This window comes from Saccharopolyspora gloriosae (genome assembly GCF_022828475.1).
GTDB classification, from domain to species: Bacteria; Actinomycetota; Actinomycetes; order Mycobacteriales; family Pseudonocardiaceae; genus Saccharopolyspora_C; species Saccharopolyspora_C gloriosae_A.
Genome location: NZ_CP059557.1, coordinates 658,116 through 670,583, shown reverse-complemented (window position 1 = coordinate 670,583; position 12,468 = coordinate 658,116). Strand labels below are relative to the sequence as shown.

The following is a 12,468-nucleotide window of genomic DNA, read 5'->3' as shown; positions in this document are numbered from 1 at the left end:
GTGCGAAGCACATAGCCCACGTCAAAAAACCGACCACCCGCGGGTTCTCAGCTGTCTTCTCGCGAGGACAGCTTTTTCCCTCGTGGCGGAGCCACTAGGGAAAAAGATCCCGCAGCGAGAAGACAGCTGAGGTTCCGCCACCCGACCACCCAAGCAAAAAGAGCCGCAAAACCAGCTCAGAGCTTAGTAAGTGGAACGCTGCCGATGAGCATCAAGCGGACTGTTCCCGCACTGCCGAAGTCGATCGTCGCTGTGGCGCGCGGCCCTTCGCCTTCGGTGGCTAGGACGGTGCCCAGGCCGTACTTGTCGTGCGTCACCCGGTCCCCGGCGTCCAGCTTGATCGACACTGTGTCCTTCCAGCCGGGCGCCCCGGTGCTGCGCAGCCCGCGCGCCGCCACCGACGCCTGCGCCGAGTCCGAACCTCCCCGGTCGAAGCCGCTGCGCCCGCCCCAGGTGCTGCGCACCTGCGGTGCGGAGCGCTCCGGTTCGATGCGGCGCCAGTCCAGCAACTCCTCGGGGATCTCGCCGAGGAACCGCGAAGCCGGATTCGTCATCGGCTGGCCCCACGCCGAACGCATCAACGCCCGCGACAAGTACAGCCGCTGCCGGGCGCGGGTGATGCCCACGTAGGCGAGCCTGCGCTCTTCGGCGAGCTCCGCCGGGTCGCTCAGCGCCCGCATGTGCGGGAAGATCCCGTCTTCCCAGCCGGTGGAGAACACCACCGGGAACTCCAGGCCCTTCGCGGTGTGCAGGGTCATCAAGGTGACCACGCCGTCGCCGGACTCCGGCAGCGAATCGGCGTCAGCGACCAGCGACACGCGCTCCAGGAACGCCGACAGCGAGTCGTCGGCGGGCAGGCCCAGCGCCTGTTCCTCGGTGTCCTCCACGGCCGGTTCCGGCGGGGCCACCACGGCCTCCGCCGACGGGTCGGCGGCATCGGCCGCCACTTCCCCGGCTTGGGGCGCGCGGGCCTCGATGAACTCCCTGGCCACCGTCACCAGTTCCGTCAGGTTCTCCACCCGCGTCGCGTCCTGCGGGTCGTCGCTGGCTTCCAGCTCACCGCGGTAGCCGGTGCGTTCCAGCACCTTGTCGAGGACCTCGGCCACATCGGATTCGCGGGCGATCTCGCCGAGTTCGTCGAGCAGCGCCACGAACCCGGCGATCTGTTTTTGCGCGCGGGTCGCCAACGCCGGAATCCGGTTCTGCGAGGCCATCCGCAGCGCCGCCGCGAACGAGATCCGCTGCTGATCGGCGTGCGCGGCGACGACCGCCTCCGCCCGATCCCCGATGCCTCGCTTGGGCACGTTGAGGATGCGCCGCAAGCTCACCGTGTCGTCCGGGTTGTCCAGCACCCGCAGGTAGGCCAGCGCGTCCCGGACCTCGCGGCGCTCGTAGAACCGCACGCCGCCGACCACGCGGTAGGGCAGGCCGAGGCGGATGAAGACCTCTTCGAAGACGCGGGACTGGTTGTTGGTCCGGTAGAACACGGCGATGTCGTTGAACGTGACCTCGCCGTCGTCGACGAGCCGGTCGATCTCGCCGGCCACGAACGCCGCCTCGTCGTGCTCGTTGTCCGCGACGTAGCCGACGATCGGAGCGCCATCGCCCGCTTCGCTCCACAGCCGCTTGTCCCGGCGGTTCGGGTTGCGGCGGATCACCGAGTTCGCCGCGGTCAGGATCGTCTGGGTGGAACGGTAGTTCTGCTCCAGCAGGATCGTGCGCGCCTGCGGGTAGTCGCGCTCGAACTCCTCGATGTTGCGGATCGTCGCGCCGCGGAACGCGTAGATCGACTGGTCGGCGTCACCGACGACGCACAGCTCCGCGGGCGGGGTGCCCAGCTCGGTGTCCTCGGTCCCGACCAACTCGCGGACCAGTGCGTACTGCGCGTGGTTGGTGTCCTGGTACTCGTCGACCATCACGTGCCGGAAGCGGCGCCGGTAGTGCTCGGCGATGTCCGGGTGGTCCCGCAGCAGGTCGACCGTGCGCATGATCAAGTCGTCGAAGTCCATGGCCTGCGAGTCGACGAGCCTGCGCTGGTAAGCGGCGTAGACCTGGGCGACCTTGCGCTCCATGTCGTTGCCCGCGCGCTCGGCCGCTTCCTCCGGCGTGACGAGCTCGTTCTTCAGGTTCGACACCTGGATCGACAGGGTCCGCGCCGGGTAGCGCTTCGAGTCGAGCTCCAGCTCCCGGCCGATCATCGTGATCAGCCGCTTCGAGTCGTCGGAGTCGTAGATGGAGAAGTTCGACGACAACCCCAGCGTCTTCGCCTCGCGGCGCAGCACCCGCACGCACATCGAGTGGAACGTGGACACCCACATCGCGTTCGCCCGGCGGCCCACCAGGTCGCCGACGCGTTCCTTCATCTCCGCGGCGGCCTTGTTGGTGAAGGTGATCGCCATGATCTGGCCGGGGTGCACGCCCTGCGCGAGCAGGTGCGCGATGCGGCTGGTGAGCACCCTGGTCTTGCCGGACCCGGCGCCCGCGACGATCAACAGCGGCGAACCGGAATGCTCCACGGCATCGCGCTGCTGCGAGTTCAGGCCCGCGAGCAGGGCGTCCGGTTCGTGCCCCGCCGGGCCGGAACCGGACTCGGAGGAACCGTCATGCGGGAGATCGAAGAGGGTGCTCATCGCCGATCCACGTTACCGGCCGCCCCCGACAGCTCCCCGCTCGCGCCCGGGTGCCGGATCCCCGACGACCGTTCCCATCCACCGGGAGAACCCTCCCGGCTGATGGCCGATGGGTTGCGGGCTGTGGCAGACTGGGCGACGTGCTGACGCGGAAGCGCATCTCCTGCGCGAACTTTTACTACGGGCGGACCGGGATTCCGACGCCCGTAGCCGTGTGAGCGCACACCACTACGACGCCCCGGAGTCCTCGGACTCGGGGCGTTTCACATGTCCGGTCCGGGGTGGGGCCGATTCGGAGGACGAGTCATGAACGCCGCTGTGGACGGTGACCAGAACCAGCCCGAACCGACCGACGCCACGCGTCCGGCCACGGAGGCCATCTCCGGTTTCCGCGAGGAGATCGACTACCTCGACGCCGAGATCCTCCGCCTGATCAAGCGCCGCGCCGAGGTCTCCCGCCAGGTCGGCGAGGCCAGAATGGCCGACGGCGGCCCCCGAATCGTCTACAACCGCGAAATGGACGTACTCGCCCGCTACCGAGACCTGGGACCAGAAGGCCGAGAACTCGCCATGATCCTCCTCCGCCTGGGCCGGGGGCGGCTCGGGCACTGACGAGGCTCGACGTGTGGGCGCACTCCCTTCACTTCGTTGCGGCCGAAGCCCGTGCCTCGCGGCGATAGCCGTGCTTCGCGGCCAAAGGCCGTGCCTCGCGGCGATAGCCGTGCCTTGCGGCGAAGCCGTGCCTTGCGGCGAAGCCGTGCCTTGCGGCCGAAGGCCGTGCCTGGATGCGCGTCAGCGCATAGCCCACCCACGCAAAACGACCACCGGCGGGTTCTCAGCGGCCTTCTCGCGAGGACAGCCATTTCGCTGTGTATCGGACATACATGAGAAATGGATCCCGCAGCGAGAAGGCCGCTGAGGTTCCGCTACCCGGACACCTCAGACAAACGAGCCCTGGAAGTAATCACTAAAGACGACCTTCCACGCACCACACCAACCACACACCAAGCCCGGGAAGGCCCTAAAACCCGCCCCGCACGCCAAGCCGGGGAAGGCTCTAAAACCCCCGCCCACACGCCAAGCCGGGGAAGGCTCTAAAACCCCCGCCCACACGCCAAGCCCGGGAAGGCTTCCCGCCGTGAAGGTCAGTGTGCGGTCCAGCCTCCGTCCATGGGGAAGGAGGAGCCGGTTACCGAGGCGGTGTTGGGGCCGCACAGCCAGTAGATGAGATCGGCTACCTCGTCCGGTTCCACCAGGCGTTTTACCGGGGTTCGGGCTAAGAGAACGTCTTCTACGACCTGTTCTTCCGGGACTCTGTGGAGTTCTGCCTGTTCTGCCACTTGGCGTTCGACCAGTGGGGTTCGCACGAATCCGGGGCAGATGCAGTTGGAGGTGACTCCGTAGCCCGCTGCTTCTATCGCGATGGTCTTCGACAGGCCTTCCAGGCCGTGTTTCGCGGATACGTAGGCGCTCTTGTACGGGGAGGCGCGCAGCCCGTGCACGGAGGAGATGTTGATGATGCGGCCCCAGCCTCGTTCGTACATTCCCGGCAGGGCGGCGCGGGCCAGCCGGAACGGGGTTTCCAGCATCACTTTCAGCAGCTTGGTGAACGTGTCCGGCGGGAATTGGTGCACGGGCGCGACGTGTTGCAGGCCTGCGTTGTTGACGACGATGTCGGCGTACTCGCCCAGGGGTGCGGCCGCCTCGGGGTCTTCGAGATCGACGATTCGGACTTCGGCGCCGATTTCCTCGGCGATCAGTTGTACGGCTTCGGCTTCTCGGTCGACGACGATGACGGTGGCGCCGCCTGCGGCGAGGCGGCGGGCGGCGGCGGTGCCGATGCCGCTGGCGGCGCCGGTGACGACCGCGCGTTTGCCTGCGAGGGAGTACGGGTCCGGGCGGCCAGGAGCAGGGGAACCAGCCGGGCGATCACTCATAGCCTGAGAACTTATGCGTGATGCCGATCCCAATCCAGTGGATCGGCACAACCACTTGCCCGTCCCGCGGCGCAATCCCAGCTCGGCGGCGAACTTGCCCGGCGAGGGCCTCCGGGAAATCACCCATACCGGACCGACTCCGGAGAGGGCAGACTGGTGACATGGGTGCACTCATCGGGATCGTCGCTTTGCTCGTGACTCTGGTGGCGGTGGCCGCCGCCGTCGGGCACGGGGCTTATCTGGGAATGCTGACCTCGGCGGCGAAGAAGCGGCCCGGCGGTCAGCCCGTGGTCGATTTCGCGCGCAAGCGCCTGCCGGTCGCGGGAGCGACCGTCGGCGTCACGGTGCTGGGCCTGCTGATCGCCCTCGGTGGAGATTGGGGCGCTGACGTGTTCGCGATGCTGCTCGGTGCGGGCGGTGGCGCGGCTTCGCTCAAGGCGTTGCAGACGAGCCAGTCGAAGTTCCGCAACAACGACTACTGATCGTCCACCGGGGTCGGCAGGTGGCCATCGCGCAGTGAACGCGGCGGTCCGCTCCACGCCGGAGCGGACCGCCCGGCGACCTGCTTCCTCACGGTTCCGCAAGATGAATTCGGGGGAATCTGTAACTCGTTCGGGTGCTCCTTGCGGCAATCACCGGCTCGTGTGACGCGCGAGACGGGTGGTGCTGCCTAGCCTCCCCGACCATGACCCCTTCGGCGGTGCCTCGTCCGGCGGCGACCTCTGCGCCGGTGCAGACCGGCGCTCAGACCGCTGATCGTCCCGTCCCGTCGTGGCCGGTTCCGTCCGGCTCCAGCCGCAGCATCAGCTGGGGCGGGCTGATCGAGCAGCCCGCTCCGGGCGCCGGCCCGCATCGGATCCGGGCGGTGAGCGCCTGTTCCGCGGACACCGGACGATTCGACTTCCCCGGCACCGGTCCGCTCCCGCCGCTGCGGTCGGCGGTCTCGGTGAGCGCCGCCGAGCCGCCCGAAGCTCCCGCCGAGGACCCTCCCGGCACTGATCCGTTCAGCGACACCGCACCCGTGGGCGGGCTGCACAAGTTCGACCTCGGCATGGTGCCGGCGTCCGTCACGCCGCCGCGTTCGTCGCGGCGTGCCGCGTGGTTCGCGGTGGCCTCGTCCGGTGCGGTGTTCAGCGGGCTCCTGCTGGTCGCGGCGACCTTGGTCGGCCCGACCACCTCGATCGAGGGCCTGCAGTTACCCGGCATGCCGCGCGCCACGCAGTTCCCCGATGCCGCTCCGGAACGCCTGGTCGCCGAGCCGCCCGCACCGTCCGTCCGCCCGTCGACCTCCACGTCGGTTCACCCGCCGCGGCAAGGGGAGCCGCCGTTCCCGCTCAACCACCCGCTACCGGGACCGGTGCACTCCGCGGCGGTGTCGCCGACCGAAGCGCCGCCCTCCGCCACCGGCGAATCCCCGGCAGGGGTCGCTCCTCCCCTGGAACCTTCGTCCACCGAGCCGCGACCGTCCCCGATGATCACCTACCGCGACGAGCTGCTCACGCTGACCGATCCGCAGGTGGTGGCGGCGCGCTCCGGCGACTACTTCGCGGCGGTGCGCAGCGGGGATCTCCAGGCCGCGTACGCGATGACGACCGGGCGGCTGCGGGACGGCGGTTTCGCGGCGTTCGCCGCTCGGTACCCCGACGCCGCGTCGATCGAGGTGCTGTGGGTCTCCGCCGCCTCGTCGAGCACCGTGACCACCCTGCGCATCACCTCGGCCGACGGCGAGGTTTCCGAGCAGCGGCGACGGCTGCGCTTCACCTCGGGCGAGGAACCGCGGATCTACGCCGACGACGCCGCGTCCTGAGCACGACATGACGTTACGCAGGGTGGCCGTCTGGGCTGTTCGGGATCACCACCTGCCCGCGTCGAAACTCGTTCAGGTGAAGTCCCTTCAAGAACCCCGCGAGCACTCTCAGTGAGAGGTAGGAGTGCAACCAGAGCCGCCGTGTGACGCCCGATCCGGCTACCTGGGACCGCCGCTCGGTCGGCCGCGAGACGAAGGAGGCTCGGCGAACCGAGATGCGGCACCGAAACCCCACACCAAGGGGAAGCCGTCACACGGACCAGGACGAACCACCGGAGGCCCGAACAGCCCGGCCCCCGGACCCGCCCGCACCACCGATCCCAAAGCGCCGATACGGCCCGGACGAGCAGCCCGAAGGACGTTCCGACGACGCACCGGCCGGGCGAGCGACCACCGCACGAACGACCGGCCCGGCCGACGACACGGACACCGAACCGCTCACCGTGGACCCCGCGTTCGCCTGCTTGGACCGGCCGTACCTCTCGAAGTGCGGCGCCGTCGCCGAACTGGTGCGCCGCAGACCGAAACCGCTGTGGTTCGTGCCGCAGCCGATCCTGCTGAGCGCGGAGGAGTCGGCCCGCACCGAACAACTCGTCAACGACCTGCTCGAAACCGACCTGCCGAGCGCCACCCGGCCGGAATCGCCGGGAGTCCGCGTCCTGGTGGGAACGCTGTGCACCACGCTGCTGCTCGGGGCGGCGGCCGCGACGGCCACGCTCAGCGCGGCCTCCCCGCCGAGCGACGAACCCGGCCGCACGGCCTCGCGCCCGGAACCGTTCTCGCCCGGCGTCGCCACCGAAGCGGAATGGTCCGCGCACCACCCGGCGGCGCAGGAGGCGGCGCAGGAGGCGGCGCAGGCCGCGCTGGTCGACCCGGCCGCGGACGGCGAGCGGGCCGCGTTGGCGGCGGCCGGGGACTTCTACCGCCGGCTCGACCGCGCCCCCGCGCTCGCCGGGCGGCGACTCACGCCGGACCTGCCCGCGAACGGCCGCGACGCACCGTGGCGCGAGGTGCTCACCGTGCGGCCGCTGCTGCTGCGCGCGGAGACGACACGGCTGGTGCTGGCCACCGTCGAGGTCGCGCATCCGGACGGTTCTCGGTCGGTGCTGCACCAACGACTCAGCCTCGACCCGGCCGGGCGACCGGAGCGGATCGGGGTGGAAGTGCTGTCACTCCAGCACTTCCCCCGCTGAATCCGGACAACGGGCACCGGCTACCGTTGGGGTGGAATCACAACAATGCGGCAACGACGTTCCGGCGTCCGTGGCCGCCGAGCCCGCCGCCGGATTCATTCCGGCACGAACCGGACACCCGCGGCACGCGCAGGACCGGGGCGGACACACTCCGCCGCCGAGCCGAGCACGCCGCGTGTGGACTGCGGAAACACTTCGGGCGGCACGAACGATTAGATCGACGACGGCACCTCGCGGTGCGCGGTGCGAGATCGGTACCGCGGATCTCACGACTTCGGGTCTACGCCGCGAAGCCGTCGGCTAGGCTGCCGTACCGCGGCCAGTTCCGGCCCCCGGCCGAACCGGGTCGCAGCGAACGAACGTGTTACTTGTCGGAGGGCCGAACCGGTCCGCTAAAAACGCCGATGCCCGACGGGGCGGTGCCGATCCGGATTCGTCCGGGTGGAATCCGCACCGAGCGGGCATCGATAGCAGTACGGGGAGACGTCGGTGAGCGACGAAGGTCGCCTGGTCGCCGGACGCTACCGAGTGCAGCGACGCATCGGCAGTGGCGCGATGGGTGTGGTGTGGGAATGTGTGGACGAACGCCTGCATCGCACTGTCGCGGTCAAGCAGTTGCTGTTGCAGCCCGGACTGGACCCGGGTGAGGCCGAGGAAGCGCGGCAGCGGGCAATGCGGGAAGGCCGCATCGCGGCACGCCTGCAGCACCAGCATGCGATTTCGGTCTACGACGTAGCCGAGGACGAGGGCCAGCCGGTGCTGGTCATGGAGTACCTGCCCTCCACCAGCCTGGCGGCGATGATGACCGACCACGGCCCGTTGCCGCCTCGGGAGGTGGCTCGGATCGGTGCGCAGGCGGCAGCCGCACTCGGCGCCGCGCACGCGGCCGGAGTGGTGCATCGCGACATCAAGCCGGGGAACATCCTGCTCGGCGACAACGGCACGGTGAAGATCACCGACTTCGGCATCTCACGCGCTCAGGGCGACGTGCAGGTGACGAAGACGGGGATGCTGGCGGGTACGCCCGCCTACCTGTCGCCGGACGTCGCGATGGGGCAGGAACCCACCGGCGCGTCGGACGTGTTCTCGCTGGGCGCGACGCTGTACGCGGCGATCGAGGGCAGGCCGCCGTTCGGCCTGAACGAGAACACCCTGGCGCTGCTGCACTCGGTGGCCGCGGGCCGCATCGAACCCCCGCAGCAGTCGGGGGCGATGGCCCAGCCGCTGATGGCGATGATGCAGGTGCGCGTCGAGGACCGGCCGGACATGGCTCAGGTCCGGGAGATGCTGCTGGCGGTGGCGGACGGCAACGCCGTCACCTCGGTGCCCACGATGGCCGCGCCGATCCCGCCCGCGATCAGCCCGGAGGGCGGTAGCAGGCCGGATCTGCAGCCGACCAGCGTCGTCGGGCAGGACTACGGCAACGGCAGCACCTCGGTCGCCTACTACGACGAGGACCCTTACGCGGCGCACGATTCGAATCCGCGCACCGCGTACCTGGGCGGTGCCGATACGCGCAGCGACGTGGCGTTGGAGGACCGGCCGAAGCGCAGCAAGCGCCCGGTGGTGATCTCCGGTATCGCGCTGGCCGCGGCCGCGGTGGTGGCGGTGCTGGTGACGTCCGCGTTCTTAGGCGGTGGCAACGACCCGGGACAGACTGGAAACCAGACCGGGACCAGTCAGGAGCCGCAGCTGCCGCCTCCTCCGCCGCCGCCGCCGACGTCCTCGGAGAGCGAGACCTACGAGGAGGAGACGACCTCGCAGGAGACCACCAGCGCGCCGACCACCACGCAGCCGTCGTCGCAGCCGAGCACGACGCAGCAGCCGAGCACGACCGAGTCGGCGCCGACCGAGACGTCCGACGACAGCACCGATCAGCCGACCTCCACTGAGGAGACCGGCGCGACCGAGTCGAACTCGCCGCAATCGGGCAACGTCTCCGCGTACCGGCTGCCGGGCTGATCGTCCGGGTGAGTCGTTCACCGGGCCGGGGACGGGCATCTTCCGATGCGCGTCTCCGGCCCGGTGCGTTTGTCGGGGTCCGCGTGTTCGTCCGGGTCGGTTCGTGCCACCCAGACCTAGTGCGTTCGGCAGCCACCGCACCAGTAACGTGAACCCGATGAGCATGAGCCGGTCTTGGGGGAGGCCCGGTCAGTACCGTCGAAGCCGCCACCACTGCAGCATCAGGAGAGACCTGTGAGCGCCGAGGGCCGTTTGATCACGGGCCGTTACCGGTTGGAAAAGCGCATCGGCAGCGGCGCCATGGGAATCGTGTGGCGCGCGGTCGACGAACGGCTGCATCGCACCGTCGCCGTCAAGCAGCTGCTGCTCCAGCCCGGTTACACCGACGAGGAGACCGAGGAAGCGCGCCAGCGCTCGATGCGCGAGGGCCGCATCGCCGCCCGGTTGCAGCACCAGAACGCGATCGTGGTCTTCGACGTGGCCGAAGACGAGGGCCAGCCGGTGCTCGTCATGGAGTACCTGCCGTCGCAGAGCCTGGCGACCGTGCTCAGCGAGCAGGGCGTGCTGCCGCCGCAGTCGGTGGCCCGGATCGGTTCGCAGGTCGCGGGTGCGCTCGCGGCCGCTCACATGGCAGGCATCGTGCACCGCGACCTCAAGCCGGGCAACATCCTGCTCGGCGACAACGGCATCGCGAAGATCACCGACTTCGGCATCTCCCGCGCCATCGGCGACGTCGCGGTCACCAAGAGCGGCATCCTCGCCGGTACCCCCGCCTACCTGTCGCCGGAGGTGGCGCTGGGCCGTGACCCGGCACCCGCCTCCGACGTGTTCTCGCTGGGCGCCACGCTGTACGCGGCGGTGGAGGGCGAGCCGCCGTTCGGCACGGATGAGAACGCGATCAGCCTGTTGCACCGCGTGGCGCGCGGCCAGGTGGAGCCGCCGCGGCAGGCGGGGCCGCTGGCTCCCGCGCTGATGCAGCTGCTGCTGCCGGACCCGGTGGACCGCCCGACGATGGCGCAGACCAGGAGCATGCTGCTCGCGGTGGCGGAGGGACGGCCGCTGCCCGGCGGGTCGACGCCCTCCTCCGGCTGGCAGCGTCCGGCCGCCGCACCGCAGGCGCACGGCAGGCAACGCGAGGCCGCGGCGACCCGGGTGGGTGCGGCGGCTCCGGCCGGCGCGGGCAATCCTCCGACTCAGGTGGGCCAGCCCGCGGTCGCCGAGTCGTCCGGTGGCGGCTCGTCGCGCAAGGCGATCCTGCTGTGGGCGGCGGCGCTGCTGGTGGCGGTGCTGGTGGGAGTGCTGACGGCGAGCGCGTTCGGTTCCGGGTCGCGGGACCAGTCGCAGCCGACTCCGCCCGCGCCGGCTCCCGCTCCCGCGCCCGTTCCGGAACCGGTGTCGACGACGACGGCGCCGACCACGAGCGCGGCCCCGACGTCTTCGGCCTCGCCGACGACGAGCTCCACGTCCAGTTCGGCGACGTCCAGCAAGAAGGACGAGCAGCCGTCGAAGGACGAGATCGAGGACGTGGTGAAGAGCTACTACTCGTCGGTGCCGGATGATCTGGACAAGTCCTGGTCGCTGCTGGGGCCGGGGTTGCAGGCGGTCGGCAAGGACACCTACCGGTCGTTCTGGAAGTCGATCGACGACGTGAAGATCGTGTCCGGTCCCAAGTCCATGGGTTCGAAGGTGCTGGTGGTCCTGGAGTTCAAGAAGGACGGCAAGACCAGCAAGGAGCGGCACCTGCTCGGCATGGTGGCCCGCGACGGCGAAGCTCTGATCAACAGCGACTCCCAGGTCTGAGCCCGCACCCCGGCGACCGGCCGCCACACCCGTTCCAGGTGATGCCTCCTTATCCCGCTCCTACCGGTCAGGGGTGGCTCCACTCGGCCGTGAGGATCAACGCCTCCTTTGACCGGTGCGACCGGTCAAAGGGGCGTTCACTCCAGTGACACCGGATCAAGTGCAGATCGGATCCCGGGAGCTGTTCAGACGGCGGCGGCTTCCGCCAGGGCCGTGAGCAGTGAGCGGGTGACGGGCTGGTCCGCCACCGTTTCGCGAACCGCGACGTGGATGCGGCGGATCGGCTCGGGGCGGCGCACTTCGCGGACGACGACACCGGGGTGCAGCACCCCGATCGCGAGCCGCGGCTGCAGACCGACGCCCAGACCTGCGGCGACGAAGCCCTGCGCCGAGTAGTCCCCGCCGGTTTCCAGCGCGACCCGCGGCGTGAACCCGGCCGCGCCGAAGGCCTCCCGCAGCGATTCCGCGCACGGTCCTGCGCGCATCGCGTCGCCCAGCACCCAGGATTCGTCGGCGAGCCGGGCGAGGTCGATCCGTTCCTCGTCGCACAGCGGATGTCCCAGCGGCAGCACCACGCGGTACGGATCGTCCACGAGGTGTTCGACGCGGACTCCGCGTGCTCGGGGCACGTCGTGGCCGACGACGATCACCGCGACGTCGGCTTCGCCGGTGGCCACCTCGCCGAGGATTCCTTCGTCGATCATCTTGAGGTCGAGCCGCACATCGGGCCGTTCCGCGCGGAATTTCGCCACGGCGGGCGGGATGAGCCCGACTCCGGCGGTGTTGAAGTAGCGGACGCGCAGCACGCCGGTGCGCCCCGCGCGCAGGTCGGCGAGCTCGGCGTCGGCGTCGGCGAGCAGCGCGGCCAGTTCGGTGGCGCGTTCGGCCAGCAGCCGCCCGGCCGCGGTGGGGCGAACGCCGCGTCCCACCTTCTCCAGCAGCGCGGTGCCCGCTTCGCGCTCCAAGGTGGAGATCTGCTGGCTGATCGCCGATGCCGTGTAGCCGAGGTTGGTGGCGGCGCTGCTGATCGAACCGCCGGTCACGACGGCTCTGAGGACCTGCATCCGGCGGGCGTCGAGCATGGCCTCGATGCTACAGCAGATCTGATGTATTACTTCAGTTTATTTCGATTGTGCTAA

9 protein-coding genes are annotated in these 12,468 nt (G+C 69.9%); 6 read left to right on the top strand and 3 right to left on the bottom strand.

Annotated elements, in window-relative coordinates; all coding sequences use genetic code 11:
- Positions 1-176: 176 nt before the first annotated feature.
- Entirely contained in the window at positions 177-2,630 is a 2,454-nt protein-coding gene (locus H2Q94_RS02930) for a UvrD-helicase domain-containing protein (RefSeq protein ID WP_243791722.1), read from the bottom strand.
- A 306-nt stretch (positions 2,631-2,936) separates the two neighbouring features.
- On the opposite strand from H2Q94_RS02930, the gene H2Q94_RS02925 reads away from it, so the two are divergent.
- Positions 2,937-3,242 carry a chorismate mutase gene (locus H2Q94_RS02925; protein WP_243791720.1) on the top strand — a complete coding sequence of 102 codons (306 nt, stop codon included), beginning with the start codon at positions 2,937-2,939 and terminating at the stop codon, positions 3,240-3,242.
- Between the two features lie 533 nt (positions 3,243-3,775).
- Here the strand turns inward: H2Q94_RS02925 and H2Q94_RS02920 are convergent.
- Positions 3,776-4,567, bottom strand: coding sequence for a 3-hydroxybutyrate dehydrogenase (locus H2Q94_RS02920; protein WP_243791718.1), 792 nt, complete (start codon positions 4,565-4,567; stop codon positions 3,776-3,778).
- Between the two features lie 161 nt (positions 4,568-4,728).
- Between H2Q94_RS02920 and H2Q94_RS02915 the strand changes: the two genes are divergently transcribed.
- The 5 genes from H2Q94_RS02915 to H2Q94_RS02895 all read left to right on the top strand — a co-directional run bounded on the left by H2Q94_RS02915 (position 4,729) and on the right by H2Q94_RS02895 (position 11,329).
- Positions 4,729-5,049, top strand: coding sequence for a hypothetical protein (locus H2Q94_RS02915; RefSeq protein WP_243791716.1), 321 nt, complete (start codon positions 4,729-4,731; stop codon positions 5,047-5,049).
- Between the two features lie 203 nt (positions 5,050-5,252).
- On the top strand, positions 5,253-6,374 hold the full coding sequence (locus tag H2Q94_RS02910) for a hypothetical protein (RefSeq protein ID WP_243791713.1): 1,122 nt from the start codon (positions 5,253-5,255) through the stop codon (positions 6,372-6,374).
- Between the two features lie 443 nt (positions 6,375-6,817).
- The gene (locus H2Q94_RS02905; protein ID WP_243791711.1) at positions 6,818-7,567 is read left to right on the top strand and encodes a hypothetical protein; all 750 of its coding nucleotides are present in this window, start codon (positions 6,818-6,820) and stop codon (positions 7,565-7,567) included.
- A gap of 489 nt (positions 7,568-8,056) precedes the next feature.
- On the top strand, positions 8,057-9,529 hold the full coding sequence (locus H2Q94_RS02900) for a serine/threonine-protein kinase (protein WP_243791709.1): 1,473 nt from the start codon (positions 8,057-8,059) through the stop codon (positions 9,527-9,529).
- A gap of 234 nt (positions 9,530-9,763) precedes the next feature.
- Positions 9,764-11,329, top strand: a complete 1,566-nt coding sequence (locus H2Q94_RS02895) for a serine/threonine-protein kinase (protein WP_243791707.1) — start codon at positions 9,764-9,766, stop codon at positions 11,327-11,329.
- A 185-nt stretch (positions 11,330-11,514) separates the two neighbouring features.
- Here the strand turns inward: H2Q94_RS02895 and H2Q94_RS02890 are convergent, their stop codons facing one another.
- On the bottom strand, positions 11,515-12,411 hold the full coding sequence (locus H2Q94_RS02890) for a LysR family transcriptional regulator (RefSeq protein ID WP_243791705.1): 897 nt from the start codon (positions 12,409-12,411) through the stop codon (positions 11,515-11,517).
- Positions 12,412-12,468 lie beyond the last annotated feature (57 nt).

Excerpts from the sequence above, each read along its gene's own strand:
- H2Q94_RS02930 (WP_243791722.1), bottom strand. The coding sequence starts at position 2,630 with ATGAGCACCCTCTTCGATCTCCCGCATGACGGTTCCTCCGAGTCCGGT.
- H2Q94_RS02925 (WP_243791720.1), top strand. The coding sequence starts at position 2,937 with ATGAACGCCGCTGTGGACGGTGACCAGAACCAGCCCGAACCGACCGAC.
- H2Q94_RS02920 (WP_243791718.1), bottom strand. The coding sequence starts at position 4,567 with ATGAGTGATCGCCCGGCTGGTTCCCCTGCTCCTGGCCGCCCGGACCCG.
- H2Q94_RS02915 (WP_243791716.1), top strand. The coding sequence starts at position 4,729 with ATGGGTGCACTCATCGGGATCGTCGCTTTGCTCGTGACTCTGGTGGCG.
- H2Q94_RS02910 (WP_243791713.1), top strand. The coding sequence starts at position 5,253 with ATGACCCCTTCGGCGGTGCCTCGTCCGGCGGCGACCTCTGCGCCGGTG.
- H2Q94_RS02890 (WP_243791705.1), bottom strand. The coding sequence starts at position 12,411 with ATGCTCGACGCCCGCCGGATGCAGGTCCTCAGAGCCGTCGTGACCGGC.